This is a genomic window from Micromonospora sp. CA-249363 (assembly GCF_050950185.1).
In the GTDB taxonomy this organism is placed as follows: Bacteria; Actinomycetota; Actinomycetes; order Mycobacteriales; family Micromonosporaceae; genus Micromonospora.
In genome coordinates, this window is the sequence record NZ_CP192020.1 from 3,192,921 (window position 1) to 3,219,304 (window position 26,384).

Below are 26,384 nucleotides of genomic sequence, written 5' to 3' on the forward strand. Positions count from 1 at the left end.
GGTGCCCCGACTGTCGTACCGGCGGGCGTTGACCCGGGCCCTCGCCGACGAGCTGGCCCGCGACGAGACGGTGTTCGTGCTCGGCGAGGACGTCCAGGTCGGCGCGTCGCTGGTGACCACCGGGCTCGCCAAGCGGTTCGGCGTCGACCGGGTCCGCGACACACCGCTGTCCGAGCAGGCGTTCACCAGCTTCGCCACCGGGGCGGCGCTGGCCGGGCTCCGGCCGGTGATCGAGTTCCAGATCCCGTCGCTGCTGTTCCTCGTCTTCGAGCAGATCGTCAACCACGCGCACAAGTTCCCGCTGATGACCGGCGGCCAGTGCGCGGTGCCGGTCACCTATCTGGTGCCCGGCTCCGGGTCGCGCACCGGGTGGGCCGGGCAGCACTCCGACCACCCGTACAGCCTCTTCGCGCACGTCGGGGTGGTCACCGCCGTACCGGCCACCCCCGCCGACGCGTACGGACTGCTGGTCAGCGCGATCCGGCACGACGACCCGGTGGTCGTGTTCGCGCCGGCCGGCGCGATGGACACCCGGGACGACGTCGCCGAGCTGGAACCGGTGCCGCTGGGTCGGGGCCGGGTCCACCGTCGCGGCGACGACGTCACCGTGGTCGCGGTCGGGCACCTGGTGCACGATGCGCTCGCCGTCGCCGAGGAGCTGGCCGGCGAGGTGTCGGTGGAGGTCTTCGACCCGCGCACCCTCTACCCGTTCGACATCGACGGCCTCACCGAGTCGGTGGCCCGTACCGGCCGTCTCGTCGTCGTCGACGACGCCAACCGTTCCTGTGGCATCGCCGCCGAGATCATCGCCTCGGTCGTGGAGCGGGTCCGGCTGCTCGCCCCGCCCCGCCGGGTGACCCGACCCGACGGCGCGGTGCTGCCGTTCGCCCCCGCCCTCGACCGGGCCGTGCAGCCCGGCCGGGAGCAACTCGCCACCGCCATCCACCTGACCATGAAGGACGGCTCATGATCGATCCGAACTATCCCTGGCCGTCGGCCGACGGGGCGTGGACGGACCTGCCCGAGCCGGCCCGCCGGGCCATGGTGGCCGCCGGCGCCGCCGCCTGGGAACGCGTCTTTCACGGCCGGGCCACCTACAACAAGCAGTGGCGGCTGGCCCGCCCGCCGGTGCTGGCCGCCGACACCTGGCGGGAGCTGAACGACGTCTGCGACCGGCTGGCCCAGCTCATCCTCGACGCCTGCCGCCGCCGGGTGGACACCGCCGGCGAACTGCGTCGGCTGCTCGGCGTCCCGGCGGGGGAGACCCGCCTGTTGGACGAGGCGGAGCCGCTGACCGAGGCGCTGCTGGCCGCGTACCGGCCGGATGTGATCTTCACCGACGGCGTGCCGAAGTTCGTCGAGTACAACATCGACAGCAGCCTCGGGGGAGGGCTCGACGCCGACACCGTCATCCAGCGGTTCGCGCAGCTCTACACCGAGCACGGGCTCCTCGACGGCCTGCCGCTACGGGCCGCGCCGTCACTGCTGGACCAGCGGTTCGTGGCGATCCGCGACGAACTCGACCTGCCCGAGGGCGCCCGACTGGCCCTGCTGATGGACTTCGACGCCGACTACCCGGGCCTGGACGACCCGGAGACGTTCATCCGGATTCTCAGTCCGCTCGCCGTCCGGGCCCGGGACTTCGGCATCGACCTGGTCATCGCGCCGCTGTCCACCGCCACCCTGGACACCGACGACCGCCTGGTCGTGGACGGCGCTCCGGTCGACGCGTTGTTCCGGCTGTTCGTGCCCAACCGGGTCACCCCGACCGCCGGCCTGGACGCGGTGGCCGGCGCGCTGGCCGCCGGCATGCTGCCGATGTACGTGTCGGCGGCGGCCTGGCTGCTCGGCAACAAGACCACCTTCGCCTGGCTCTGGGAGGACGTCGACACGCTGCCGGACGACGACCGGACGCTGATCCGCCGGCACGTGCCGTACACGGTGCCGTTGACCGTCGCGGTGCTCGACCGGGCGATCGCCGAGCAGGCCACGCTGGTGGCGAAGCCGGCGGACGGCTCGGCCGGGCACGGCGTGCTGATCGGCCCCGAGCTGAGCCCGGCGGACTGGGTCGACGGCCTGCGCGCGGCCGTCGACCGGGGCGGGGCGATCCTGCAGCAGTACCTGCCGGCCGACCGGGTGCCGATGGACTTCGTGCAGATCGAGACCGGTGAGACGGTCACGGCCGATGTCCCGTACAGCCTGGCCCCGTACCTGTTCGGCCGAACGGCGTCCGGCGGCCTGGCCCGGGTCGGCTACCCCGGCGGCGACGGCATCCTCAACCTGGCCCACGGAGTCCTCCTCACCGGAATCCTCCTCCACAACTGACCCCACCCCCGCCCAGGTCTCTGGACGCGGTGATCATGAAGTTGTCGCCCCGACACGCCGATGTCGGTGGCAATAGGTTCATGATCACCGGGGTGGCGCGGCAAGGTGGCGGGACAGGGCTCGGAGGGTTTCCGCCGTCGCGATGGCGTCGCTGCGGCCGCTGCCGTGGCGGCCGTCGGTGCTGTAGAGGGTCGCGTCGGCCGTGAGCGGGTGGTCGGTGAGGTGTACGTGGACCGTTCCCAGGCGTTCGGCCAGCCGCGCCGTGTGGGCGGAGAGGCGGCGCATCCGCTCGCCGAGGCCGGCCCGCACGTGCTCGGGCACGGCCGGGCTGTGCGACACGTCGAACATGCCGATGGTGATCACCTCCGCGCCCGCGTCCCGCAACGCCTCGATCATCGCCGCCAGCTCGGCGTCGACGGCGTCCGCGTCGTACGCCGGATGAAAGGCGTCGTTGCCGCCGCAGACCACCAGCGCGAGGTCCGGTTCGGCGGCGAGCGCCGGGGCGAGCTGGCTGGCCCGCACCTGGTGCGCGCGCAGACCGCGTCGGCCCAGATTCACGTACGCCAGCTCGGGGCGTACGGCCCGCAGCTCGGCGGCGAGCCGGTCGACCCACTGCACGTCCGGGTAGCCCGGCGTCGGCTCGCACATGCCCTCCACGACGCTGTCGCCGAGCGCCACGAACCGTCGCCACGGGTGCGCGCGCAGCAGGTCGGTGGCCTCGCCGGGACGCAGACAGTACGGGTCCGTCGATTCGCTCAGCGTCGATGGCATGCCGGCACGCTAGCCGACCACCGCCTCCTCGGCCAGGCTCACCACGGCCAGGTACACGCAGGTCCGTTCCTCGTGCGAGGAGTAGTAGCTGACCCACAACCTGTCGTCGTGCCACACCAGACCGGGGTAGCTGGTGTCGCCGCCCGAGGGCAGCGCGACCAGCTCGGTCAGCGCGCCGCGCTCGGGGTCGACGGCGCAGATCGCGGTCCGGACGTGGCCGTCGAGCAGGCGTACGCCGGCGACCAGTCGCCCGTCGGGCAGCCGCCGCAGCGCCGGGCCGCCCACCCGTACGCCCAGGTCGGTCCAGGTCCACTCGCGGTACGGCGGGTGCGCCCGCCCGAGCTGCGCGGTGGCGTTGTCGCCGTCGCGGCGCAGCAGGCAGTGGGCGGTGCCGTCCGGGGCGAAGGCCAACCCGGACTCGTTGGGGTAGCCGGCCTCGAACAACGTCGGCACCCACGGGCGCAGGTCGAGCCCGTCGACGCTGCGGTAGAGGCGGGCGAACCTCGGCCCGCGGGTGGCGTAGCCGACGCCGTACATCGCGTCGTCGTGCCAGGCGGCCTGCCACACCCACACGTCCGGCTCGCCGACGGGCGTCGGGTCGCCCCAGTCGTGGCCGTCGCCGGAGATCCAGGACAGCGTCGTGAACGTCTCGGTCCGGGCCGCGGCCAGCAGTTGCAGCCGCCCGTCGGGCCGCGCCACGAAACGCGGGTCGCGCAGGTCGACGCCGGCCGCCCGGATGGCCGCCGCGGACCTCCACACCCGCCCGTCCGTCGAGGTCAACACCCGGATCACGCCGTCGTCGGAGAGGTGGCTGTCGGCCTCGCGGAAGGCGCAGAACCACGTCCCGGCGTGCCGGACGAGGTCGGTGAACGCGCTGTGCGGCGCGCTGTCGCCGATCCGGTGTACGGCGACGACCTCGGCGGTGCTGCGGCGGGTGGATGACGACGTCATGCGCGACGGGCCTCCTGGCGCTGGTGGGCGGGACGTCCCGGTGACGACGGACGACGCTAGCCGCCGCCGTCGACGCCGAGACGGCCGTGCGGCGAACGGCTGACGAACGATGGCGTGTCGGAAAGGCGTCGTTCGCGGCGGCGTCGGCGCGCTGGGCCCGGTGTCGGTGGCGGCGGCCGGTCACGATGACGGTGGGACGCGGCGGTCGGGAGGTGGCAGCGTGCTCGCATCGTTGCTGCAACAGATGGCCAGCAAACTCGTCGAGGAGATCCTCAAGAGGGTCGTCGAGTGGCTCGCGCCGAAGGCGCTGGGGTCGGTGCCGCACGCCGCCTCGCCGAACTGCCCGCGCTGTGGCGGGTACGGGGTGGCCCGCTGGGCGCCCGGCGGGGTGTGGCCGCTCTTCGTGCCGTCGCTGCTGACGTTCACCTGGGGCTTCGCCGGTCTGCTGCTCGGTGTGCCGGTGCTGCTGTTGACGGTGGTCGGTGCGGTGGTGTCCGGCGCGATGATGCCCGCTCTCGTGGTCCTGCTGGGACTGCCGGTCCTCGCCACCGTGATGCTCCTGGGCGCGTTCGGGCTGGCCCACTACCACAGCTACCCGCCGAAACGCTGCCACCGCTGCCACGGGAGCTGGCCCCGGCGCACGCGCGAGGACTATCTCCGGGCGGCCCAGCCGGTGTTCACCTGCGCGTGCGGCCAACGGCTGCGGGTGCCCCGGGCCGCCGGCTCGCGGTTGCGGTGCCCGCGTTGCCACACCGAACACGCGACCCCGGTGGCGGCCGGTCGCTGACGGCTCAGCGGCGATCGTCGAGCAGCTCGCCGATCACGCGCCGGGAACCGGCGGGGTCGGGACCGTCGAGGGTGATCAGCGCCTTCCACAGGGCCCAGCCGCGCCCGCGCGCCCAGGTGCCCGCGTCGACGTCGAGCGCGTCCCGGAACGCGGCCCGGCTGGCGCCGTGCAGCAGGGTCCAGGCGATCACCGTGTCGCAGGCCGGATCCCCGACGCCGCAGCAGCCGAAGTCGATGACCGCAGCGAGGCGGCCGTCGCGCACCAGCAGGTTGGCGTACGCGATGTCGCCGTGGAACCACACCGGCGGCCCCGCCCAGGCGGCGTCGAGCGCGTCCTGCCACATGCCGTTGACCGCGTCGACGTCGAGCCGGTCGCGGTGCGTCTCGATCGCCTCCCGGGTCTCGGCGTCGTAGGTGGACAGCGGCCCTCCCCGCCAGGCGCTGTGCGGGCCGGCCGCCGGGCCGTCGGTGGCGTCGACGGCGCGCAGCGCCCGCAGGAAGGCCGCGAGGTCCGTCGCGAAACGGGTCAGGTCGTCGATCCGCTCCGGGCGCGCGGTGTGTCCGTCGATCCAGCGGTAGACCGACCAGGGGTACGGGTAGCCCGCTCCCGGTCGGCCCTGGGCCAGCGGCACGGGGATCTCCCACGCGAGCCGCTCGCCGAGCACGGGCAGCCACCGCTGCTCCTTGGCGACCTGGAGCACGTACCCCTCGCCGCTGGGCAGCCGCACGGTCATCTCGTCGCCCAGGTGGAAGGTGCGGTTGTCCCAGCCGCCCACCTCGACGGGACGTACGGGCAGCTCCGCCCAGCACGGGAACTGTTCGGCGACCAGGCGGCGCGCCAACGTGGCGTCGATCGGTGGGGCGGCCGGCGCGTCGGTGTGCGGCACGTCGGGTGCGGGCTGTGTTCTCATCCGCCCGAGCCTGCGGGCTCCGCCGGCCGGCCCGCAACCGGTTTGCGCGCAGTGGGGACCGGTCGGGCCAGCGCTCGGGACAGGTGTCCGGGAGGTGCGGGCCTGGCCGTACCTCAACTGCCGCCTTTGCTCTGCTTCAACCGGGGCAACACCGATGGCCCGAAAGTGTTGCCTGGGTTGAAGCAGAGCAAAGGGGGCGCACCAGACGGTTGTGATCCGCTGGGCAGCAGGACATCAGGCGGCGGCAGGGGTCGGCCGTGTCGGCGCCTTCGGATTGGACCCCCTGGCCACCAGCGGAAATGTGGTGACGAGCAGGCAGGCCGCCGCCATGAGCAGTAGCGCCGGGGTGAGGCCGAACGCGTCCACCGACCAGCCGCCGAGGAGCGCGCCGACCGGCAGGCCGACGAAGGCCAGCGACCCGGCGATGCCGAGCACCCGGGTCTGCAGGTCCGGCGGCACCCGCTCGTAGAGCGCCACCCCGAGCAGCGGGTTGACCGCCGCGATGCCGATCCCGGACAGGAAGGTCACCACGAGGACGACCGGCAGCTCGTCGCTGATCGCCAGGGCGACCAGTCGGGGTGTGCCGGCGACCGTCGCCCCGATCAGGAACGTCAGCCGGCCGGGCAGCCGAGGCCCGAGCGCGGTGAACGCTACATTGCCCAGCAGGGCGCCCGCCGAGAACGCCGCCAGCACGAGGCCGAGCCCGCTCGGACCGTGCAGTTCCCGGGCGACCCAGAACGGGATGTAGACGGCCACGCTCGCGTTGGCCACCATGTTCAGCGCCGAGACGACCACCAGCATCCCCAGCAGCGGCCGGTCCCGACCGAGGTAGCCGAAGCCGTCCCGCAGCGCGCGGAGGTAGCCCACCGGCGCGGCGGGCGTCGCCGGAGCGGCCGGCGGGCGGACCAGGAGGCCGATGAGCAGCGCGCAGACCGCGAAACTGGCCGCGTCGATGAGGATCGCCTGGGTTACCCCGAACGCGGCGATCAGCAGACCGCCCACGGCCGCGCCGAACAGGGTCACCACCCGGGTCAACCCGTCGTACGCCGAGGTGAGGCGGATCAGGGGCACCCCGGCTGCCTCGGCGACCGGCCGGAACATGACGTGCTTGACCCGGTCCCCGATGCCGCGCAGCGCCCCGGCCACCGCGACCAGCGCCACCAGGGGTGCGAAGCCCAGCCACGGGGTGAGCGCGACGACGACCATCGCCAGCGCGCTGCCCGCGTCGCAGAGGATCGACGTCCGGCGCAGGCCGATCCGATCCGCCCACGGCGTGCCGAGGGCGCTGGACAGCAGGTACGGCAGGGTCTCGGCGAACGCGACCAGACCCATCTTGGTCGGGCTGCCGGTGGTGACCAGCACCAGCCAGGGGATGGTCACCACCGAGATGCGGGTGCCCAGGTTGGAGATCAGATCCGCGCCGACCAGGACGACCAACTGCCGGCGGGGGTTCACGCCCCGACCGCCGCCGCCCGCCGCGCGGCGTACTCGGCGCGCAACGCCCGCTTGTCCACCTTGACCGACCGGTTCACGGGTAACCGGTCGACGAACTCCACCCCGACCGGCGCCCACATCTCGTTGAGCTCGGCGGTGACCAGGTCGATCAGCTCCGCCGCGGTGACCGTCGCGCCCGGCGCGGGCACCACGTACGCGTACGGGGCCTCGCCGACCTCGTCGTCCGGTACGCCGATCACGGCGGCGGACCGCACCTGCGGGTGCCCGGCCAGCACGTCCTCGATGGGGCGGCAGAAGATCGCCCAGTTCCGGCGATGCGTGACGATCATGTCGTGCGCCCGGTCGACCAGGTAGAGGTAGCCGTCCTCGTCGAGGTGGCCGATGTCGCGGGTGCGGACCCAGCCGTCGACGAGCGTCTGCGCGGTCAGCTCGGGCTGCCCGTGGTAGCCGGCGAAGCTGAGCCGGCTGCGCACCCACACCTCGCCGTCGTGACCCGGCGGCAGCACGACGCCGTCGTCGTCGCGGATCTCGATCCGCACGTCCCCGTAGGGTCGCCCGCAGGAGCGCAGCCGCTCCGGGTGCTCCGGATCGTCGGTCAGCCCGGGCAGCGCGGTGATGACGACGGCCTCGCTGAGGCCGTACACGATGCGCAGCACCGGACCGAACCGCGCGATGGCCTGGCGCAGCCGGGCGGGCGCGGCGGGCCCGGCGCCCACGTTGAACATGAACATGGCCGAGAAGTCGGCGCCCACCAGCGCCGGATGGTCCAGCAGCTCGTAGAGCATCGGCGGGGTCACGAACGTGGAGTTGATCCGTTCCCGCTGCACGGTGGCGACGAACGCCGCCGGGTCCCAGTCGTCGCGCAGGAACAGCACGCCGCCGGTGAACAGGTTGAACAGGGTGGTGATCTGGCCGCTGGCCAGCCACATGGGCGAGTGCGACAGGTGCCGCAGCAGCGGGAAACCGGCGGCCCGGAAGTCGGCCGCGAGGGTGAGGATCTGGGCGTAGAAGCTCTCGGTGTGGTGCACCAGCTTCGGGGCGCCGGTGGTGCCGCTGGTCTGCAGGAACGACTCCGGCGCGGGGGCCGTCGTGGGCGGCGTCACGGAACCGGTCGGTTCGGCGGTGAGGTCCGGGCCGGCGCCGCCGGGGCCCAGGCAGCACACCGGTACGCCGGGCAGCGCGGCGGCCAGCTCCGGTCCCAGGCTGGCCGGGTCGCGGGCGTCGTAGACCAGCGCGTCGGGGCGGGCCAGCCGGACGAACTCGTCGACCTCCCGGCGGGCGGTGACCGGGGCGACCCACATCGTCCGGCACCCGAGCAGGTGCAGCGCGAGCTGGAGCAGCGGCCCCTCCACGGCGTTGGCCATGGTCACCAGCACCGCCGACCCGGGCCGTACGCCGTGCCGGGTCAGCGTGGCGGCCATCGCGCGTACCCACTCGGCGGCCTCGGTGTAGGTCAGGCGGCGGCCACCGCCGACCAACGCCTCCCGATCGCCGAAGTCGGCGAACAGGTCCAGCGCCCTGTCCACATAGGTCGCGTGCCCGGGTCCGTCAGTCATCCGGCAAACCCCCATCGCAGGAAGGCGGCGGTCTCCGGGTCGGTTTCCCGGTGACGTCGCGGGCGGTGGGCCGCGTTCGGCGACCGCACCGCCGCCGCCTGCGAGCCTAGGCCGGCCAGGGCGCGGCGGGACCCGGGCCGAAGGGCGAAACCGCAGGCCCGGTGGACATTTGATCGTGTCGATCAGTTGATTGACGCCCGTCATCGGCGGCGGCTAGGTTTCTGGACCATCGTCCAGCGGGAGCCGTCAGCGGACGGCCCTGGGCTGCCACACGATGGAGGTTCAATGTCGACCCCGAAGAGATGGCATGTCGTCACCGCCCTCGCGGCGTTACTGGTCACCGCAACACCCGCCGTGGTCGCCACCGCCGGCGGATCCGCCACCGTTTCCGGCCGTTCCGATCGGGGCGAGTGGGCGGGCAGTTGGGCCGCTGCGGTCACCCGGGGCAACTCGGTCGGCCTGACCAACACCGGCCTGAACGACCAGAGCGTCCGGATGGTCGTGCACGTCTCGGTGGGCGGCCCGGCGCTGCGCGTACGACTGAGCAACCTCTACGGAGAGCAGGCGGTCCGGGTGGGACGCGCCACCGTCGCCCGACCGAACACCGCGACCGCCGACGACGTCTCCGACATCGACCCGGCCTCGCTACGCCCGCTGACCTTCACCGGCGCGGCCTCGGCGACGATGAACCGGGGCGCCGAGTTGCTGAGCGATCCCCTGACCTTCGCCGTCGCGGACGACAGCGACCTGGTGATCACCCTGCACTTCCCGACGCCGACCGGGCCGACCACCTTCCACGGGCAGTCCCAGCAGACGAACTTCATCGGCGCGGGTGACCTGACCGGGGCCGCCGACGGGGTCGGTTTCACGATCCGTCCCAACTGCTGCTGGTTCTTCCTGTCCGGCGTCGACGTGCAGCGCAAGGGCACGCCGGGGGCACTGGTCGTGCTCGGCGACTCCATCGGGGACGGCAACGGCAGCACGGTCAACGCCAACCGGCGCTGGCCCGATCTGCTCGCCGACCGGCTGCTCGCCGACCGGCCCGACAAGCGCACCCCGGGCGTACTCAACCTGAGTCTGGCGGGCAACCGCCTCAACCACGAGGGCACCGAGCCGGGCGCGGCCGACTACCCCGGCTACTTCCAACTCGGCCCCAACGCGGCGGCCCGCCTCAACGAGGACGTCTTCGCCCAGACCGGGGCGCGTACCGTCGTCACCCACCTGGGCATCAACGACATCTGGATGTCCAACGACTCGGCGGACGCGATCATCGCCACCCTGCGGCAGATCAACCAACAGCTCCAGCAGCGCGGGCTGACCAGCCTCGTGGCCACGCTGACGCCGTACGAGGGACACGGCGCGCCGACTGTGTGGACGCCGGAGAAGGAGGCCACCCGGCAGGCCGTGAACGCGTACCTGCGGGGCAGCCGGGAGTTCGACGGGCTGCTCGACTTCGACCGGGTGCTGCGTGACCCGGCCAAGCCCAGCCAGTTGCTGCCCGCGTACGACTCGGGGGACCACATCCACCCGAACGACGCCGGCAACAAGGCGATGGCCGACGCGGTGCCGTTACGGCTGCTCGGCCTGTGACACCGCCGGGGACGGCGGGGCCACCCGCCGTCCCCGGAGCACCGACATCCTGGGGAGGAGTACGTCGTGACGGTGCAGGACCTGCTCACCGGCCTCTACAGCGAAGAGGGCCGGCAAAATCCGTATCCGTGGTATGCCCGCCTGCACCGGCTCGGGCCGGTCAGCGCGGTGCCGCCGCGCGCCGAGCACCGCACCGTGGCGGCGGTGGCGGTCGGCTACGACCTGATCGATCAGATGTTGCGCGATCCACGGTGGACCAAACAGCCACCGCCCGGTTGGGAGGAGCACGAGATCCTGCGCACCTTCCAGACGTCGATGATGTTCATCAACCCGCCCGACCACACCCGGATGCGGCACGTCTTCTCGCGTACCTTCACGCCCCGCCGCCTCGGCGCCCTGGAGCCGGTGATCCTGCGCGTCGTCGACGAGCTGCTGGACCGGATGGCCGACGCCGGTGACAGTGTCGTCGACTTCGTGGCCGACTTCGCGTACCCCATTCCCGCGCTGGTCATGGCCGAGTTCATCGGTATCCCGGCGGGGGAGCTGACCTGGTACCGGGATCGGGTGGAGCGTATCGACGAGTTCCTGGACGTCGCCGGCAAGACCCCGCAGCGGCTGGCCGCCGCGAACACCGCGGCGCAGGAGCTGCGCACGTTCTACCGGGAGTTGCTGGCCCACCGCCGCCGCACCCCTGGCGAGGATCTGATCAGCGCCCTGGTCGAGGCGGTCGGATCGGGTGAGGTGGAGCTGACCGAGGAGGAGCTGATCAGCAACCTGATCGTGCTCTTCAACGCCAGCTTCGTCACCACCGTCTACATGTTCAGCAACGGCCTGCCGCTGCTGCTGGCCCACCCGGGCGCGGTCACCGCGCTGCCCACCGACAACGCCCTCGCCGTCGGCTGCGTCGACGAGGTGTTGCGGCTGCAGAGCCCGGTGCACTTCCTCGCCCGGGCCGCGCCGGAGGACACCGTGCTGGCCGGCGTGCCGGTCGCCGAGGGGGACAACGTCCTCATCATCATCGGAGCGGCCAACCGGGACCCGGCGCGCTTCCCCGACCCGGACGTCTTCGACCCGACCCGTACCGGCCCGCCGTCGCTGGCCTTCGGGGTGGGCCTGCACTTCTGCCTGGGCGCGGCGGTGTCCCGGCTGGAGGGACGCCTCGCGCTGCCCCGCCTGTTCGCCCGGTTCCCCCGGCTCGCGGTCACCGAGACCCCGACGTACAGCGGCAGCCTCTTCCTGCGCGGCATCGACAAGCTGCTGGTCAGCACCGGCGGATAGGAGATCAGCATGGCCCTGCATCCGGAGGTGGCGGCCTACCGTGCCGCCCGCGCCGCGGCCGGCACGCCGCCGCTGTACACGCAGACCCTCGCCGAGGCGCGCGCCGCGGACCTGGCCGCGATCCGCGCCGGCGGCGGCGCGGTCGAGCAGGTCGCCGAGGTACGCGACGAGCACATCCCCGGCCCGGGTGGCGACCTGCCCGTCCGGGTGTACCGCCCGGCCGGGTCGGGTCCGCTGCCCACCCTGCTGTACTTCTTCGGCGGCGGCTGGACCCTCGGCAGCATCGACACCGCCGACGGGATCTGCCGTCGACTGGCCAACGCGGTGCCCTGCCAGGTGGTGACCGTCGGCTACCGGCTCGCCCCGGAGCATCCCTTCCCGGCCGCGGTGCACGACTGCCATGCCGCGACCGTCTGGATCGCCGAGAACGCCGACCGGTTCGGTGTGGACCCGACCCGGCTGGCGGTGGGCGGGGACAGCGCGGGTGGGAACCTCGCCGCCGCGGTGGCCCTGCTGTGTCGCACGGACGGGCCCGCGCTGGCCGCGCAGCTGCTCGTCTACCCGAACACCGACATCGGCGGCGAGCCCTCCGGCCCGGTCGGCGACGACCCGACCCTGTTCAACCGGCACTCGGTGGCCTGGTACCGCACCCACTACCTGACGGACGCGGAGCAGGCGCGCGACCCGCTGGCGTCGCCGCTGCGCGCCGACGACCTGTCCGGCCTGCCGGAGGCCCTGGTGATCACCGCCGAGCTGGATCCGCTGTGCGCCGAGGGGCAGCGCTACGCCGAGCGGCTGCGCGCCGCCGGCGTGCCGGCCCGCGTCGACCACTACCCGGGAATGATTCACGGGTTCTTCGCCATGCCCGGCGTGTTCACCGACGGCCGGCGCGCGCAGGACAGCGCCGCCGCGTTCCTGCGGGACCGGTTCGGGTTGCCGTCGGACGCGGCGGCGACACCCGTCGAGTCGGAGGGCGCGGCGGTGCCCGGTGCGTGAGCCGGCGTTGGCCGACCGGCCGACCGTGACGCCGGCGGTCACGTTCGCCGACTACGCGGAGCGGGCGCGGGCGGTGCTGGCCCCGGACGTGTGGGACTACGTGGCCGGCGGCGGCGCGGCCGAGGTGACCCTCGCTGCCAACCGGGCCGCGCTGGACCGGGTCGCCGTGCTGCCCCGGGTGCTGCGTGGCGGGCAGCAGGTGGACACCGGTGTTCGGCTGCTCGGCCAGCCGTACGCGCTGCCGGTCGGGGTGGCGCCGATGGCCTACCAGCGGCTCGTGCACCCGGACGGGGAGGCGGGCCTCGCGGCGGCGGCCGGCGCGGCCGGCGTGCCGTTCGTGGCGAGCACCCTGAGCAGCACGCCGATCGAGCAGATCACCGCGACCGGCGCCCCGGTCTGGTTCCAGCTCTACTGGCTGCGCGAGCAGGCCCTGGTCCGTGACCTGCTGGAGCGGATCGTGGCCGCGGGCTGCCGTGCCCTGGTCGTCACCGTGGACGTTCCGGTGCTCGGCCGACGCCCCCGCGACCTGCGCAACGCGTTCCACCTGCCGGCCGACGTGGTCGCCGCGAACCTGCCCCACGGCAGGGACACCCTCGCCCACGCCGGCGTTCCCGGTGTATCGGCGATCGCCGCGCACACCGACGCGTCGTTCGAGTCGGCCCTGCGCTGGGCGGACCTGGCCTGGCTGCGCGACCACGTCGACCTGCCGCTGGTCGTCAAGGGTGTGCTGGACCCCCGCGACGCGGTCGAGGCGGTACGGATCGGGGCGGACGCGGTGGTGGTGTCCAACCACGGCGGTCGGCAGTTGGACGGCGCCCCGGCCAGCGTCACCATGCTGCCGGAGGTCGTCGACGCGGTCGGCGACCGGTGTCAGGTGCTGCTGGACAGCGGCATCCGCAGCGGCACCGACGTGCTGCGGGCGCTGGCGCTGGGCGCGGCGGGCGTCCTGGTCGGCCGGCCGTTGCTCTGGGCGCTGGCCGTCGGAGGGCGGCGCGGCGCGCAGGACGCGTTGGCGCTGCTCGCCGCCGAGGTGCGGGACGCGCTCACCCTCGCCGGCTGCGCCGACCCGGCGGCGGCGGCCGGGCTGCGGACCCTCGGAACGGGCTGAGCCGGTGGACGCCACCGAAACGGCCGACCTCACCGTCGCCGATCTGCATCCCGCGCTGGGTGACCCGGCGCTGACCTCGATGAACTTCCTCAACGAGGTGTCCGAACGGTATCCGGAGGCGGTGTCACTCGCGGCCGGCCGCCCGTACGAGGAGTTCCTCGACGTCGCCGCGGTGCACCGGCACCTGGACACGTTCCACCGGCACCTCGTCGACGAGCGGGGGCACTCGCCCGAGCAGGCGCGCCGGTTGTTGATGCAGTACGGCCGGACCAAGGGGATCGTGCACCACCTCGTCGCCCGCAACCTCGCCCTCGACGAGGGGATCACGGTCGACCCGGAGGCCGTCGTGGTGACCGTCGGCTGTCAGGAGGCCATGTTCCTGGTGCTGCGGGCGTTGCGGGCCGGCCCGGCGGACGTGCTGCTGGCGGTCGCACCGACGTATGTCGGGCTGACCGGGGCGGCCCGGCTGGTCGACCTGCCGGTGTGGCCGGTCGCCGGCGGGGCGTCCGGGGTGGACCTCGCCGATCTGCGAGCCCAGGCCCGTCGCGCCAGGGAGGCGGGCCTACGGCCCCGTGCCTGCTACGTGATGCCGGACTTCGCCAACCCGTCGGGGGTCAGCATCGAGGTCGCCGACCGGCAGCGGCTGCTGGCGCTGGCCGCCGAGGAGGACCTGCTGCTGCTGGAGGACAACCCGTACGGGCTGTTCGCCGTCGCCGACGGGCCGCGTCCGCCCACGCTGAAGGCACTGGACACCGATCGGCGGGTGGTCTATCTCGGCTCCTTCGCCAAGACCGTGCTGCCCGGGGCGAGGGTCGGCTACGTGGTCGCCGACCAGCGGGTGGCCGGCCCGGACGGCAGCGTCGGGCCGCTCGCCGACCAACTCGCCATGATCAAGAGCATGGTCACCGTGAACACCTCGCCGCTCGCCCAGGCGGTGATCGGTGGGCGGCTGTTGGAGCACGGGTGCAGCCTGGTGCCCGCGAACACCCGGGAGCGGGCCGCGTACTCCCGCAACCTTCGCCACCTGGTGGCCGGCCTGGCCCGGCGTTTCGCGGACCGGCCGGAGGTGCGCTGGACGGTGCCGGCCGGTGGCTTCTTCGTGGTGGTGACCGTGCCGTTCGTCGTCGACGACGCGCTGCTGGACGTCTCGGGGCGGGACTACGGCGTGCTCTGGACGCCGATGGCGCACTTCTACGACGACACCGCGCCGGTGTGCGCGCTGCGGCTGTCGGTCAGCGCGGTGACGCCGGAGCAGATCGACGTGGGGTTGGACCGACTCGCCGCCCTCGTCACCGACGAGCTCCTGCGTGGACGGTCATAATGGGCCGCATGGTTGCCTGGGAGTACGCCCTGCTCGTTCGTCGCTATCAGGGACAGGGTCGCAATTTCACCGTCTCGTTCGTCTGGTACGGCCCGGACGGGTCCCGTAAGGACATCACCGCCTACGGCGACACGGCCATCGCGCACCTTAACCGGGCCGGCCGGGAGGGCTGGGAGCTGGTGTCGGCGGCCGAGGACGTCAACAACGTCCAGGGCAGCACCGAAGTCCACCGCTACCACCTGAAACGCCCCCTGAACTAACCCCCGCGCCCCCACCTCGTCCGCGTCGATCATGAAGTTGTGGTGGTGGACAACTGTCGCCACCCGCCCTGAATCGGGCACCACGACTCCATGATCGACGCGGGCTTCTGCGCGGGCGAGTCGTCAGGCCAGGTCGACGGCGGGGTAGAGGGGGTGCGGGGCCAGCAGGTCGGCGGCCTGGCGGGAGATCTTGTCGGCCAGGTCGGCGTCGAGCGTGTACTTCGCCTTGGACGGGGTGCCGTCGGCGTTCGCGCCGGCCGTGGTCTGGGTCAGCACGGTGTGGATCAGCTCCGCCGTCTGGTCCATCTCGGCGGTGCCCAGCCCACGGGTGGTCAGCGCCGGGGTGCCGATCCGGATGCCGGAGGTGTACCAGGCGCCGTTCGGGTCCTGCGGGACCGAGTTGCGGTTGGTGACGATGCCCGAGTCGAGCAGGGCCTGCTCGGCCTGCCGACCGGTGAGCCCGTACCCGGAGACGTCGATCAGCACCAGGTGGTTGTCGGTGCCGCCGGTGACGAGGGTCGCGCCCCGGCGCAGCAGCCCGTCGGCGAGGGCCTGCGCGTTGTCCACGATCCGCTGGGCGTAGTCGGCGAAGTCGGGGCGGCGGGCCTCGGCCAGGGCGACGGCCTTGGCGGCCATCACGTGCGGCAGCGGGCCGCCGAGCACCATCGGGCAGCCCCGGTCCACCTGGTCGGCCAGCTCCGGCTGGCAGAGGACCATGCCGCCGCGCGGGCCGCGCAGCGACTTGTGGGTGGTGGTGGTGACGATGTGGGCGTGCGGCACCGGGTCGAAGTCGCCGGTGAAGACCTTGCCGGCCACCAGGCCGGCGAAGTGCGCCATGTCGACCATGAAGGTGGCGCCGACCGAGTCGGCGATCTCGCGCAGGATCCGGAAGTTCACCTTCCGGGGGTACGCCGAGTAGCCGCCCACCAGGATCAGCGGCTTGAACTCGCGGGCGGCCTCGGCCACCCGGTCGTAGTCGATCAGCCCGGTGGTCGGGTCGGTGCCGTAGCTGCGCTGGTCGAACATCTTGCCGGAGATGTTCGGCCGGAAACCGTGGGTGAGGTGGCCGCCGGCGTCCAGCGACATGCCGAGCATCCGCTGGTTGCCCAGTTCGCGGCGCAGCGCGAACCAGTCCGCCTCGGTGAGGTCGTTGACCTGGCGGACCTGGGCCTTCTTGAGCGCGGGGGATTCGACCCGGTCGGCGAGCACCGCCCAGAAGGCGACCAGGTTGGCGTCGATGCCCGAGTGCGGCTGCACGTACGCGTGCGCGGCCCCGAACAGTTCCCGGGCGTGCTCGGCGGCGAGCGCCTCGACGGTGTCGACGTTCTGGCAGCCGGCGTAGAAGCGACGGCCGACGGTGCCCTCGGCGTACTTGTCGCTGAACCAGTTGCCCATGGCCAGCAGCGTCGCCGGGGAGGCGTAGTTCTCACTGGCGATGAGCTTGAGTGACTCCCGCTGGTCGGTCAGCTCGGCGCCGATGGCGTCGGCCACCCGCGGCTCGACAGCCCGGATCACCTCGAGGGCACTCCGGAATGCGGTGGACTCGGCGTTGCGCGACATGCGACCTCCTACGAACGTGCGGAAGGCCCAGGCGCTCGGCAAACGTCCTCGTGACGGGGCCGCTCCCCGATGGTTCTCCATCCCAACGCGCCAGTAACGGCCCGCGCCGATCCTACCGGTCCGGCCCCGACCGACCCGGCCGACCTCCCGACGCGAGCGCCCCGAGGTGGTTGATCGGTCCCCGCCCGGGCATGGGACCAGGGGGCCTCGCGCCGGCACGGGCGCGACAGTCCTTCCCACGAGAGGAGTCGACTCCCATGACCACACCGACCACCGGCCGGCCGTTCGCTCTGGTGACCGGAGCGTCCAGCGGGATCGGGTACGAGTTGGCCGTGCAGTTCGCCGAGCACGGCTTCGACCTGGTCGTCGCCGCCGAGGACGACGGCATCGCCGCGGCGGCCGACAAGCTGCGCCGCGACGGCGGCGCACAGATCCATCCGGTACGCGTCGACCTGTCCACCGAGCAGGGTGTCGAGGAACTGGTGGACGCCGTCGCCGCGACCGGACGCTCCCTGGACGGGTTGGCGCTCAATGCCGGCCGGGGTGCCGGCGGCGCGTTCGTCGGCGGCACCGACCTGCGCGACGAGCTGGAGATCGTCGACCTCAACGTGCGGTCGACGGTGCACCTGGCCAAGCGACTGCTGCCCGGCATGGTCGAGCGGGGCGCGGGCCGGGTTCTGTTCACCTCGTCCATCGCCTCGACGATGCCGGGCCCGTTCCAGGCGGTCTACAACGCGTCGAAGTCGTTCGTGCAGTCCTTCGCCGAGGCGCTGCGCAACGAGCTGAAGGACACCGGCGTCACGGTGACCGCGCTCATGCCCGGGCCGACCGACACCGCCTTCTTCGACCGGGCCGAGATGCGGGACACCCGGGTGGGCTCCGGCAGGAAGGACGACCCGGCCGAGGTCGCCGCGCAGGGCTTCGCCGCGATGATGAAGGGTGACCAGACCGTCACGGCGGGTTCGCTGATCAACAAGGTGCAGACGGCCGCCGGGAAGATCATCCCGGACAAGCTCAAGTCCGAGCAGCACCGTCGCATGGCCGAGCCGGGCTCGGGCGACTGACCCGACGCCCCCGCCCTGACCCCACCCCGCCCCAGCCCCGCCTCCCGCGATCTTGCACTTTCTGTCGCGACAAAACGGCACGATACATCGCCAATCGGCAACAGGAAGTGCAAGATCGCGGGGGCGGGGGCGGGGGCGGGGGCGGGGCGGCACGGCCCCTCGGTGCGTACGCCTCGTCTCAGGCGGTCACCGCGTCGCGCGCCTTCTTGATCGCCTTCGGCTGGGTGGGGGTACGCGGCGCGTCCGCGCGCAGCGCGATCATCTTCTCGCCAATCTCCTGGAGCTGCTTACGGCCCAACGCCTCGCGGACCTTGGGGAACCACTCCTGCTCTTCCTCCTCGACGTGGTGCGTGACGTTCTCGATCAGCACCGTCGTCTTGGCGGTGAAGCGCTCGTCCTTGGCGTCCATGGCGGCCAGTTCGAGGCAGAGCACGTCGGCCACGTGGTGCTCCTCGTACGACTCGAGGATGTCGTCCTCCAGGTCGGGCAGGAGCCGGCGGACCTCCGGGTACATCACCTCGTTCTCCAGGTAGGTGTGCACCGTCAGGGCTTCCAGGATCTGGTCGACCAGCTTCTGCCGCTGGCTCGCCGGCCCCTCCTCGGCGTCCTGGAAGGCCTTGAACAGACGGCGCATCTCCTTGTGGTCCTCTTTGAGCAGGACGATGGCATCGGTCGACACCGGTGTGCCCCCTTGTGCGGTAGGTCGGCTGGTGTCGATCCGGTACCCCGAGCCCACGTGGCGAAACAGGCGAACTCGACTCACATCGCCTGGTCAGACGGTGGCCAGGGTGCGCGGGATCTCGTCGAGCAGTTCCCGGGCCAGGAAACCGATCCGGCCGTACCGGGGGATCAGCCGTTGGCCGCTCACGGCGTGCGCGAACGCGCCCCAGCAGGCGGCCTGCGCCGGGTCGGCGCCCCGGGACAGGAGCCCGGCCAGCAGACCCGCGAGCACGTCTCCGCTGCCGGACGTGCCGAGGCCGGCGTCGCCGCTCTCCTCCCGCCACCCGCGCCCGTCCGGGGCGGCCACGTGCCCGTAGAGCGAGACCACCGCGTCGTACCGGTGCGCCAGCTCGGCGGCCTCCGCGCTCAGGTCGTCGCCGGGGTCGCGGCCCAGCAGGTGGCCGGCCTCGGTGACGTTGGGAGTGAGCACCACGGGGCGACCGGAACCGACCAGCAGCTTCGGCTCGTGGCTGAGGGCGCCCAGCGCGTACGCGTCCAGGACCAGCGGGGTGCGCGGCCCGGCCGCCTCCAGGACGAGGTCGAGCAGCCGGCCGGTCTCCTCGATGCCGGACAACCCTGGACCGAGGGCCACCACGTCGGCCGCCCCGACCAACTCGCCGAGCTGGCCGGCCCGGTCGGCGGCGACCGCGCCGTCGGACGTCTCCGGCAGCCCCACCACCAGCGCCTCGGGCACCTGGATGCTCAGCGTGGCGGCGGTCGACTCGGCGAGGGCGAGCTGAAGGACCCCGGCGCCGGCGCGCAACGCGGCCACCCCGGCCAGGAGGACGGCCCCGGGAGTGAAGCGGGAGCCTCCGATCACCAGCACGGTGCCGCGGCTCTCCTTGCCGCCGGTCGGCACCGGCAGCGCCCAATCCCGCAGCAGCGCCGGCGTGATCACCTGTACCTCAGACCGGTTCGGCATGGATCTCGTCCTCCCTGGTCGCCTCGGCGCCCTGCCGGTGCAGGTGACCGACCTCGTTGAAGCCGCCCAGCCTCAGCCTGCCCTGCTCGTCCGCGGACCAGTCGGTGATCGAGCAGTTGGCGATCACGTGTTCGCGGGTCAACGCCATCAGCTCCGGCTCGGTCAACCCCTCGATGAGGTAGCGCAGCAGGAAGACCAGCGCGTCGTGGCCGAACAGCAGGACCCGCTGGCCCTCGTGGTCGCGGCGCAGGTCACCGAGGAGCGTGCGAAGGCGCAGCGCCACGTCGGTCCAGGCCTCACCGCCGGGCGGCCGGTAGTAGAACTTGCCCAGCCGGTCACGGCGCGCGGCCTCGTCGGGAAACCGCTGGCGCACCCCGTGGCCGGTCAGGCCGTCCAGGATGCCCAGTTCCCGGTCCCGGAGCCGCTCGTCGCGGCTCACCGGCACCCCGGTGCCGTGCAGCGCCAGCTTCGCCGTGGAGACCGCCCGCAGGTACGGCGACACCACCGCGACGTCGGGTCGCCGGTCCTCGGGCAGACCCGCGAGCCAGCGGCCGGTCGCCCGGGCCTGCTCCTCGCCGGTGTCCGAGAGCGGCACGTCGGCGTCGCGATGGCTCAGCGCGATCACGTCCGCGCCGGTCTGCTCGGCCCGGGTGGCCGCCACGTTCGCGGTGCTCTCCCCGTGTCGGATGATCCAGAGCGTCGACAGTTCCGCCATGCCGACCCCCTACCCGGGCGCGGTACGGGGTAACCGTGCCCGCGCCGGGCGAGGGCCGCTGAGCCGGCCCGCGCCGGGGCCGGGCGTCGACTCAGCCGCGCCGTTGCAGCAGGGCCACGGTCAGCCCGGTCACGTGCGTGACGCGGACCACGTCGTACCGTTGCGCGAGCGCGGCGGACTGCTTCTTCGGCAGGCCCGTCAGCGGCGCGTCGGTGATCGTCGGCAGCAGCACCCACAGTCGGGGCTCGTCCCGCAGGCAGCGGGCGGGAGTGGGGCAGTCCGCGCCGAACAGCTCGTCGCGCTCAGCCGCCGACCGCTGCTGGAAGACGTTGCGCGGCGAGACGTCGGCGGGGAGGTAGTAGCGCACCCCGGGCTCGTGCATCCACCACCACGGGCCACCCGCGACCAGGCCGTCACCGGGCTGGTAACCGGCCTCGATGACCCGCGCCGCCTGCGAGTAGGACAGCGGCGCGAACGCGCGCTTCTGCGGGTACGTGTACCAGCCGTGCGAGTACTCCCCGCGCAGCGCGAGCTGACCGGGGACGCTCAGGGCGGCCAGCGCCAGCACCCCCACCGCGACCAAGGGCGCGCGGCGCAGCGCGGCGACGGCGCCGCCGGCGAGCACCGCCCACGCCGGCAGCAGGAAGAGCAGGTACTTGGAGAAGAAGTAGTTGATGTCGCCGGTGGAGGCCACCAGGATCACCGGCAGCGGCAGCGCGGCGATCACCGCGGCGGCGGCCGTCCGGGCGGCCACGTCGCGGCGCAGGTGGGTCAGCACCCCGACCGCGGCCAGCGCGGTGATCGCGGCGGCGAGCAGCACCGAACCGAAGACCTGCTCCCAGACCGTCCACGGCGCGCTGTCCGGGATCCAGCTGATCTGCCGTCCCGCCTGCTTCATACCGCGCAGGATCACCGGGGCGGCGATCCCCACCCCGGCGGCGGTGGCGAGCACGAACCAGGCCAACGACCACCAGCGGCGCTCCCGCCAGCAGTGGATCAGCACGGCCACGCCGTGCCCGAGCAGCAGCGTGAGCGCCACCACGTTCACCAGGCCGATGCCGGCCACGGCGAGCACGTACGCGGTCCAGCGCAGCCATCCCGGGCGCTCCAACGCTCGGAGCAGGAACAACGTGGCCGCCGCCGCGGCGAGGACCACGAAGGCGTACGACCGGGTCTCCTGGCCGAAGCGGGTGACGGTGGGCACGAGGGCGAAGACGAAACCGGCGGCGACACCCGCCGTCCGGCCGAAGATCCGACGTCCGACCAGCGCCACGCACGTGGTCGCCAGGACCATCGCCAGCGCCGACGGCAGCCGGACGGCCGCCGGGCCGGTGCCGAACAGGCTCGTCCAGGCGTGCATGAAGAGGTAGTACGTCCCGTGTACGGCGTCGACGTTCGCCAGCATCCCCAGGATCTGCCCGGTCGAGCGGGTCGCCACGTCGATGGTGACCAGCTCGTCGTGCCACATCTCCGGACTGCCGAGACGCCAACCCACCGCGAGGGCCGCGAACGCCGTGGGCCAGAACCAGACGCTGAGCACGAGTCGGCGGGCGAGGGAGAGGGGCCGTCCCTCCGACCCGCTGGCGGGCGCGGGCGGCCCCGCGTCGGTGGGCGCGGGAGGCGCGTCCGTGGTGACGGCGCGGTCTGGCATCGGCGTCCGATCGGGGGCGTGCGGGGAGTGGGCGCGACGATGATAGCCGCCGCCGTGGTTGCCGGAGGACCCGTCGTCCCGGTCACCCGGGGTGGTGTCCGGACGGACCCGGCGGCCGGCTCGCCGGTACTGGATCCGGACGCCATGCCTGATAATGTGGCCCGCGCCCGTCGCGCACGTCCACCACGCACAGTAAGGCCCCGGGAACCGATGATTGTCGACATCATGTTGCCGTACTACGGGAGCGTGCCCCTCATGCAGGCGGCGGTCCGCAGCGTGATGGCACAGAGTGATCCGGGTTGGCGTCTGACCGTGGTCGACGACGGCACCGAGCCGGGCGTGCCGGAGTGGTTCGCGCAGATCACCGACGAGCGGGTCCGCTACCAGCGCAACGAGCGCAACCTCGGGATCACCAACAACTACCGCAAGTGCGTCGGCCTCGCCGAGCACGAGTACCTGGTGATGATGGGCACGGACGACATCATGCACCCCAACTACGTCGCGACCGTGCGATCGGTGATCGAGCAGTACCCGGGCGTCGGCATGGTGCAGCCGGGAGTCGAGATCATCGACGCCGACGGCAGGGTGGTCAACACCATCGTCGACGAGGCCAAGCGTCGGCTCTACGCGCCGCGCGTCGAGTCCCGGACGCTGATGGGCGGCGAGGACCTGGCGGCCAGCCTGCTGCGCGGCTGCTGGTTCTACTTCCCGTCGATCTGCTGGCGGACGGACGCGCTCAAGGCCGTCGACTTCCGCGAGGAGTTCCAGGTCATCCAGGACCTCGCGCTGGTGATCGACCTGATCCAGCGCGGCGAGCAGATGGCCGTCGACACCACCCTGTGCTTCCAGTACCGGCGGCACGCGGTCAGCAAGTCCGCCGCCGACGCGATCACCGGCACCCGGTTCACCGAGGCGCGGGCGTACTTCGTCCAGGTCGCCCGGCGGATGGACGAGCAGGGCTGGCCGCGGGCGGCACGGGCGGCCCGCCGCTACATGTCGTCCCGGCTGCACGCCATCACGCTGCTGCCGACGGCGGTCCTCGCCGGCCGGATGACAGGTGTGAAGAGCCTGTCGCGGCACGCGTTCGGGCCGGGCCGATGAGCCATCGCAGCCAGGGGGATTTCATGATGATCGAGCAGCGGCAGCCGGTGCGGGACGCTGGTCAGCGGCGGCGGGTGGTGGTGCTCGGCGGCACCGGGTTCCTCGGTCGCCCCATCTGCCGTGCGCTGGCCGACGCGGGGCACACCGTCTTCGCCGTGGCCCGTACGCCGCGTGAGATCGGGCCGGGCGTCGACGTCCGCGCCCTGGACCTGGCGGCCGCCGACGTCGACGAGATCACCGCGCTGCTGCGCGACCTCGAACCGGACGTGGTGATCAACTCCGCGGGCGGCATGTGGGGGCTCAACGACGCGCAGATGCTCGCGGTCAACGTGACCCTGGTGGAGCGCCTGATCGAGGCCGCCGGCCGGCTGCCCGGACGGGTCCGGGTGGTCCAGTTGGGCAGCGTGCACGAGTACGGGCTGGTGCCGGTCGACACGTCGATGACCGAGGGGCTGCGACCCGCGCCGGTGATGCCGTACGGCGAGTTCAAGCTGCGCTGCACCACGGCGGTCGCCGAGGCCGACCGTTCGGGCCGGATCGAGGGCGTCACGCTGCGGGTCGGCAACGTGATCGGCGCCGGCCAGCCCGGGCACAGCCTGCTCGGGGTGGTCGCGGGTCGGCTGCGCGACGCCGAGCGCGCCGGCGAGCGCGCCCGGCTGGAGCTGGCCCCGCTGGGCTCGCGGCGTGACTTCGTGGGTCTGAGCGACGTGGTCGCCGCTGTACTGCTGGCCACGACCCGACCCGCAGCGGCCGGCCACGTGATCAACATCGGTCGCGGCGTCGCCGCCAGCGCCCGTGATATGGTCCAGCTCCTCATCGACGTGAGTGAGGTGCCGACCGATCTGGTCGAGGCCGAGCGCACCGGCCCGGCCGAGACGAGCTGGCAGCGGCTGGACGTCGGGCTCGCCGCCGAGGTGCTCGGCTGGTCGCCGAGCGATGATCTGCACACCGAGATGAAGCAGTTGTGGGAGCACGCCGGCGCCGAGGTGCCCGCCTGATGGTCGAGAGGTCCTGACCGCATGACTACCCCCTCCCTCGTCCGTTCCCGTGGCACGCTCGCCGACCTGCTCTCCGGCCGCAGCAACGGAATCGGACTCATCCGGCTCTGCCTCGCGATCGGCGTGGTGTTGTCGCACTCCAAGCCGCTCGGCTTCGGCGCCAACGACCTCGGCTACCACCTGACCGGCCGGCAGACCAACGTCGGCACCATGGCGGTGTACGGCTTCTTCGTGCTCTCCGGCCTGCTGATCACCCGCAGCGCCCGGCGTACCGGCATCATCCGCTACGCCTGGCACCGCGCGCTGCGTATCTTCCCCGGCCTCTGGGTGTGCCTGCTGATCACCGCGCTGGTGGTCGCGCCGCTCGTCGCCCTGCGCGAGCACGGCACCACCGCCGGGTTCTTCGACAACGCCTGGGACCGTGGCGGTCCGCTGGCCTACCTCCAGGCCAACTGGTGGACCGGTGTGCGCCAGTACGGCATCGGGGATCTGCTCCGCGAGAGCACCCCGTGGGGCGAGAAGAGCAACTCCAGCGTCTTCAACGGCGCCCTGTGGTCGCTCAAGTACGAGATGTTCTGCTACGTCGTGGTGGGCGTCCTGGCGATCACCGCGGTGCTGCGCAACGCCCGCCGGTTCGTGCTGTTCCTGACCGTCGCGCTCTACCTGAGCATCCTGCAGGACTGGGTGAGCTCCGGGCGGCTCAGCGGGCCGGCGTCGACGGCGAGCTGGACGTTCGACTCGCCCCTGGTGGGCGTGATGAGCTTCCACTACATCGTCTACCTGGGCTTCCTGTTCGCGTTCGGCGCGACCCTGGACCTCTACCGGGAGCGGGTGCCGATCAACGACGCGCTCGGCATCGGCTCGGCCGTGGCGCTGGGGCTGTCCCTGCTCTTCGGCGGCTTCTTCGCCATCGGCCTGCCGGCGTTCGCGTACCTGCTGGTGTGGCTGTCGGTGCGGATGCCGCGCCAGCTGCACTGGGTGGGCCGCAAGAACGACTACTCGTACGGCATCTACATCTACGGGTTCGTCGGCCAGCAGGTGATGGCGAGCCTGGGTTGGAGCCGCTGGGGGTACGTCCCGTTCGCCGCGATGTCGCTCGCGGTCGCCTTCGTCGCCGCGTTCGTCTCGTGGAAGCTCGTCGAGCGGCCGGCGCTGCGGTTGAAGGACTGGACGCCGGGCTTCGTGGCCCGCCGGTCGGCGCAGGCGGTACCTGTCGAGCAGCAGAGCGCCGTGGCCGAGGAACCGCCCGGGACGACGCAGCCGGCGTCGGTCGGCGGCCCGACGGAGGAGTTGCCGCAGCAGCACGCCACGCTGGTCACCGGCCGGTAGCCCACCGGGTCCGCCCCCACGTCGTACCCTCGGGGGCGTGGCCACGGCGGCGGAGGAGATCCGGGTGGGACAGCGGCTGGTCCGCGTCTCCAGCCCCGACAAGCCGTACTTCCCGGAACGCGGGCTGACCAAGCTGGACGTGGTCCGCTACTTCCTGGCGGTCGGCGACGGCATCCTGCGGGCGCTGCGCGACCGGCCGACCATGTTGGAACGCTGGCCGCGCGGCGTCTTCGAGGGCGCAACGATCGCGACCCGGCAGACCAACCGCGGCGACGCCTTCTACCAGAAGCGGGTGCCGGCGGGGGCGCCCGACTGGGTGGGCACCGCGCACATCACGTTCCCGAGCGGTCGGACGGCCGACGAGGTCGCGCCGAGCGAGCTGGCCGTGGTGATCTGGGCGGCCAACCTGGGCACCCTGCGGTTTCATCCGTGGCCGGTGTCCGCCCGCGACGTGGAACGACCGGACCAGTTGCGCATCGACCTCGACCCGCTGCCCGGTGTCGGGTTCGAGCAGGTGGTGCCGGTGGCCCGGGAGGTGCGGGCGTTCCTCGCCGAGCTGGGCATGACCGGCTATCCGAAGACGACCGGCGGGCGGGGCCTGCACGTGTACCTGTCGATCGAGCCGCGGTGGAGTTTCGGCGAGTGCCGGCGGGCGGTGCTCGCGTTGGGACGTGAGATGCAGCGTCGGCTGCCGGAGCTGGTCACCACCACCTGGTGGCGGGACCAGCGGGACCGGCCGGTCTTCGTCGACTACAACCAGATGTCCCGCGACCACACCATGGCGTCGGCGTACTCGATCCGACCGACGCCGCGCGCGCTGGTGTCGGCGCCGCTGGACTGGGCGGAGCTGGACGACGCCCGTCCGGAGGACTTCGACGTGCTCACCATGCCGGCCCGGTTCGCCGAGCGGGGCGACCCGCACGCCGGCCTGGACGGCGACCGGCACTCGTTGGAGCCACTGCTGGAACTGGCCGACCGCGAGGGCCTGGAGGCGCCGCCCGAGCGGTGACCCGGCG

The 26,384-nt window shown here is 72.7% G+C and carries 24 protein-coding genes and 1 riboswitch; of the genes, 14 read left to right on the forward strand and 10 right to left on the reverse strand.

Annotated features, from left to right (window positions below):
* Nucleotide 1: 1 nt before the first annotated feature.
* A complete protein-coding gene (locus ACQPZK_RS14705) occupies nucleotides 2-970 on the forward strand; it encodes an alpha-ketoacid dehydrogenase subunit beta (protein ID WP_433538831.1) in 969 nt (322 codons plus the stop codon).
* Nucleotides 967-2,325 carry a hypothetical protein gene (locus ACQPZK_RS14710; RefSeq protein ID WP_433538832.1) on the forward strand — a complete coding sequence of 453 codons (1,359 nt, stop codon included), beginning with the start codon at nucleotides 967-969 and terminating at the stop codon, nucleotides 2,323-2,325. The genes ACQPZK_RS14705 and ACQPZK_RS14710 overlap by 4 nt, the downstream gene beginning before the upstream one ends.
* 84 nt (nucleotides 2,326-2,409) lie before the next feature.
* On the opposite strand, the gene ACQPZK_RS14715 is transcribed toward ACQPZK_RS14710, so the two are convergent.
* Together ACQPZK_RS14715 and ACQPZK_RS14720 are read right to left on the reverse strand one after the other, a co-directional pair.
* Nucleotides 2,410-3,096: an SGNH/GDSL hydrolase family protein gene (locus ACQPZK_RS14715; RefSeq protein WP_433538833.1), complete on the reverse strand. Its 687-nt coding sequence runs from the start codon at nucleotides 3,094-3,096 to the stop codon at nucleotides 2,410-2,412.
* A 9-nt stretch (nucleotides 3,097-3,105) separates the two neighbouring features.
* The gene (locus tag ACQPZK_RS14720) at nucleotides 3,106-4,047 is read right to left on the reverse strand and encodes an exo-alpha-sialidase (RefSeq protein ID WP_433538834.1); all 942 of its coding nucleotides are present in this window, start codon (nucleotides 4,045-4,047) and stop codon (nucleotides 3,106-3,108) included.
* A gap of 220 nt (nucleotides 4,048-4,267) precedes the next feature.
* Between ACQPZK_RS14720 and ACQPZK_RS14725 the strand changes: the two genes are divergently transcribed.
* A complete protein-coding gene (locus ACQPZK_RS14725) occupies nucleotides 4,268-4,834 on the forward strand; it encodes a hypothetical protein (protein ID WP_433538835.1) in 567 nt (188 codons plus the stop codon).
* A gap of 4 nt (nucleotides 4,835-4,838) precedes the next feature.
* Here ACQPZK_RS14725 and ACQPZK_RS14730 read toward each other — a convergent pair whose 3' ends face one another.
* The 3 genes from ACQPZK_RS14730 to ACQPZK_RS14740 all read right to left on the reverse strand — a co-directional run bounded on the left by ACQPZK_RS14730 (nucleotide 4,839) and on the right by ACQPZK_RS14740 (nucleotide 8,755).
* Nucleotides 4,839-5,744: an aminoglycoside phosphotransferase family protein gene (locus tag ACQPZK_RS14730; protein WP_433538836.1), complete on the reverse strand. Its 906-nt coding sequence runs from the start codon at nucleotides 5,742-5,744 to the stop codon at nucleotides 4,839-4,841.
* Between the two features lie 234 nt (nucleotides 5,745-5,978).
* Nucleotides 5,979-7,199, reverse strand: coding sequence for an MFS transporter (locus ACQPZK_RS14735; RefSeq protein WP_433538837.1), 1,221 nt, complete (start codon nucleotides 7,197-7,199; stop codon nucleotides 5,979-5,981).
* Nucleotides 7,196-8,755 (reverse strand): AMP-binding protein, encoded by a 1,560-nt coding sequence (locus tag ACQPZK_RS14740; protein WP_433538838.1) that lies wholly within the window; start codon nucleotides 8,753-8,755, stop codon nucleotides 7,196-7,198. The genes ACQPZK_RS14735 and ACQPZK_RS14740 overlap by 4 nt, the downstream gene beginning before the upstream one ends.
* Before the next feature lie 285 nt (nucleotides 8,756-9,040).
* Between ACQPZK_RS14740 and ACQPZK_RS14745 the strand changes: the two genes are divergently transcribed.
* The 6 genes from ACQPZK_RS14745 to ACQPZK_RS14770 all read left to right on the forward strand — a co-directional run bounded on the left by ACQPZK_RS14745 (nucleotide 9,041) and on the right by ACQPZK_RS14770 (nucleotide 15,308).
* Nucleotides 9,041-10,345: an SGNH/GDSL hydrolase family protein gene (locus tag ACQPZK_RS14745; protein WP_433538839.1), complete on the forward strand. Its 1,305-nt coding sequence runs from the start codon at nucleotides 9,041-9,043 to the stop codon at nucleotides 10,343-10,345.
* 66 nt (nucleotides 10,346-10,411) lie between these two features.
* Nucleotides 10,412-11,623, forward strand: a complete 1,212-nt coding sequence (locus ACQPZK_RS14750; RefSeq protein WP_433538840.1) for a cytochrome P450 — start codon at nucleotides 10,412-10,414, stop codon at nucleotides 11,621-11,623.
* 9 nt (nucleotides 11,624-11,632) lie between these two features.
* Nucleotides 11,633-12,619, forward strand: coding sequence for an alpha/beta hydrolase (locus ACQPZK_RS14755; protein WP_433538841.1), 987 nt, complete (start codon nucleotides 11,633-11,635; stop codon nucleotides 12,617-12,619).
* A 7-nt stretch (nucleotides 12,620-12,626) separates the two neighbouring features.
* A complete protein-coding gene (locus tag ACQPZK_RS14760) occupies nucleotides 12,627-13,727 on the forward strand; it encodes an alpha-hydroxy acid oxidase (protein ID WP_433539213.1) in 1,101 nt (366 codons plus the stop codon).
* A gap of 4 nt (nucleotides 13,728-13,731) precedes the next feature.
* Nucleotides 13,732-15,048, forward strand: a complete 1,317-nt coding sequence (locus tag ACQPZK_RS14765; protein ID WP_433538842.1) for an aminotransferase class I/II-fold pyridoxal phosphate-dependent enzyme — start codon at nucleotides 13,732-13,734, stop codon at nucleotides 15,046-15,048.
* Nucleotides 15,048-15,308: a hypothetical protein gene (locus ACQPZK_RS14770; RefSeq protein ID WP_007460594.1), complete on the forward strand. Its 261-nt coding sequence runs from the start codon at nucleotides 15,048-15,050 to the stop codon at nucleotides 15,306-15,308. The genes ACQPZK_RS14765 and ACQPZK_RS14770 overlap by 1 nt, the downstream gene beginning before the upstream one ends.
* A 123-nt stretch (nucleotides 15,309-15,431) precedes the next feature.
* Here the strand turns inward: ACQPZK_RS14770 and ACQPZK_RS14775 are convergent, their stop codons facing one another.
* A complete protein-coding gene (locus ACQPZK_RS14775) occupies nucleotides 15,432-16,868 on the reverse strand; it encodes a glycine hydroxymethyltransferase (RefSeq protein WP_433538843.1) in 1,437 nt (478 codons plus the stop codon).
* 18 nt (nucleotides 16,869-16,886) lie between these two features.
* Nucleotides 16,887-16,976: riboswitch (ZMP/ZTP riboswitch) on the reverse strand.
* A gap of 149 nt (nucleotides 16,977-17,125) precedes the next feature.
* Here ACQPZK_RS14775 and ACQPZK_RS14780 point away from each other — a divergent pair.
* Nucleotides 17,126-17,932 (forward strand): SDR family NAD(P)-dependent oxidoreductase, encoded by an 807-nt coding sequence (locus ACQPZK_RS14780; RefSeq protein ID WP_433538844.1) that lies wholly within the window; start codon nucleotides 17,126-17,128, stop codon nucleotides 17,930-17,932.
* 178 nt (nucleotides 17,933-18,110) lie between these two features.
* Here ACQPZK_RS14780 and ACQPZK_RS14785 read toward each other — a convergent pair whose 3' ends face one another.
* The 4 genes from ACQPZK_RS14785 to ACQPZK_RS14800 all read right to left on the reverse strand — a co-directional run bounded on the left by ACQPZK_RS14785 (nucleotide 18,111) and on the right by ACQPZK_RS14800 (nucleotide 21,940).
* Complete coding sequence (locus ACQPZK_RS14785) at nucleotides 18,111-18,611, reverse strand: hemerythrin domain-containing protein (RefSeq protein ID WP_433538845.1); 501 nt, start codon at nucleotides 18,609-18,611, stop codon at nucleotides 18,111-18,113.
* Between the two features lie 93 nt (nucleotides 18,612-18,704).
* Entirely contained in the window at nucleotides 18,705-19,574 is an 870-nt protein-coding gene (locus ACQPZK_RS14790; RefSeq protein WP_433538846.1) for an NAD(P)H-hydrate dehydratase, read from the reverse strand.
* Nucleotides 19,558-20,289, reverse strand: a complete 732-nt coding sequence (locus tag ACQPZK_RS14795; protein ID WP_433538847.1) for a histidine phosphatase family protein — start codon at nucleotides 20,287-20,289, stop codon at nucleotides 19,558-19,560. The genes ACQPZK_RS14790 and ACQPZK_RS14795 overlap by 17 nt, the downstream gene beginning before the upstream one ends.
* Nucleotides 20,290-20,380: 91 nt before the next feature.
* Entirely contained in the window at nucleotides 20,381-21,940 is a 1,560-nt protein-coding gene (locus tag ACQPZK_RS14800; protein WP_433538848.1) for a glycosyltransferase family 39 protein, read from the reverse strand.
* A gap of 225 nt (nucleotides 21,941-22,165) precedes the next feature.
* On the opposite strand from ACQPZK_RS14800, the gene ACQPZK_RS14805 reads away from it, so the two are divergent.
* From ACQPZK_RS14805 to ACQPZK_RS14820, 4 genes are read left to right on the forward strand one after another with little or no spacing between them, the layout of a single operon-like run.
* Nucleotides 22,166-23,041 (forward strand): glycosyltransferase family 2 protein, encoded by an 876-nt coding sequence (locus ACQPZK_RS14805; protein ID WP_433538849.1) that lies wholly within the window; start codon nucleotides 22,166-22,168, stop codon nucleotides 23,039-23,041.
* Between the two features lie 23 nt (nucleotides 23,042-23,064).
* A complete protein-coding gene (locus tag ACQPZK_RS14810) occupies nucleotides 23,065-24,039 on the forward strand; it encodes an NAD-dependent epimerase/dehydratase family protein (protein ID WP_433538850.1) in 975 nt (324 codons plus the stop codon).
* A 21-nt stretch (nucleotides 24,040-24,060) separates the two neighbouring features.
* Entirely contained in the window at nucleotides 24,061-25,368 is a 1,308-nt protein-coding gene (locus ACQPZK_RS14815) for an acyltransferase family protein (RefSeq protein WP_433538851.1), read from the forward strand.
* A gap of 37 nt (nucleotides 25,369-25,405) precedes the next feature.
* Nucleotides 25,406-26,377 carry a DNA polymerase domain-containing protein gene (locus ACQPZK_RS14820; RefSeq protein WP_433538852.1) on the forward strand — a complete coding sequence of 324 codons (972 nt, stop codon included), beginning with the start codon at nucleotides 25,406-25,408 and terminating at the stop codon, nucleotides 26,375-26,377.
* Nucleotides 26,378-26,384 lie beyond the last annotated feature (7 nt).

Bases quoted from the DNA above. Each gene is read 5' to 3' on its own strand.
- ACQPZK_RS14710 (WP_433538832.1), top strand. From the start codon at position 967: ATGATCGATCCGAACTATCCCTGGCCGTCGGCCGACGGGGCGTGGACG.
- ACQPZK_RS14715 (WP_433538833.1), bottom strand. From the start codon at position 3,096: ATGCCATCGACGCTGAGCGAATCGACGGACCCGTACTGTCTGCGTCCC.
- ACQPZK_RS14720 (WP_433538834.1), bottom strand. From the start codon at position 4,047: ATGACGTCGTCATCCACCCGCCGCAGCACCGCCGAGGTCGTCGCCGTA.
- ACQPZK_RS14730 (WP_433538836.1), bottom strand. From the start codon at position 5,744: ATGAGAACACAGCCCGCACCCGACGTGCCGCACACCGACGCGCCGGCC.
- ACQPZK_RS14740 (WP_433538838.1), bottom strand. From the start codon at position 8,755: ATGACTGACGGACCCGGGCACGCGACCTATGTGGACAGGGCGCTGGAC.
- ACQPZK_RS14745 (WP_433538839.1), top strand. From the start codon at position 9,041: ATGTCGACCCCGAAGAGATGGCATGTCGTCACCGCCCTCGCGGCGTTA.
- ACQPZK_RS14755 (WP_433538841.1), top strand. From the start codon at position 11,633: ATGGCCCTGCATCCGGAGGTGGCGGCCTACCGTGCCGCCCGCGCCGCG.
- ACQPZK_RS14770 (WP_007460594.1), top strand. From the start codon at position 15,048: ATGGGCCGCATGGTTGCCTGGGAGTACGCCCTGCTCGTTCGTCGCTAT.
- ACQPZK_RS14775 (WP_433538843.1), bottom strand. From the start codon at position 16,868: ATGTCGCGCAACGCCGAGTCCACCGCATTCCGGAGTGCCCTCGAGGTG.
- ACQPZK_RS14780 (WP_433538844.1), top strand. From the start codon at position 17,126: ATGACCACACCGACCACCGGCCGGCCGTTCGCTCTGGTGACCGGAGCG.
- ACQPZK_RS14790 (WP_433538846.1), bottom strand. From the start codon at position 19,574: ATGCCGAACCGGTCTGAGGTACAGGTGATCACGCCGGCGCTGCTGCGG.
- ACQPZK_RS14795 (WP_433538847.1), bottom strand. From the start codon at position 20,289: ATGGCGGAACTGTCGACGCTCTGGATCATCCGACACGGGGAGAGCACC.
- ACQPZK_RS14800 (WP_433538848.1), bottom strand. From the start codon at position 21,940: ATGCCAGACCGCGCCGTCACCACGGACGCGCCTCCCGCGCCCACCGAC.
- ACQPZK_RS14805 (WP_433538849.1), top strand. From the start codon at position 22,166: ATGTTGCCGTACTACGGGAGCGTGCCCCTCATGCAGGCGGCGGTCCGC.
- ACQPZK_RS14810 (WP_433538850.1), top strand. From the start codon at position 23,065: ATGATGATCGAGCAGCGGCAGCCGGTGCGGGACGCTGGTCAGCGGCGG.
- ACQPZK_RS14815 (WP_433538851.1), top strand. From the start codon at position 24,061: ATGACTACCCCCTCCCTCGTCCGTTCCCGTGGCACGCTCGCCGACCTG.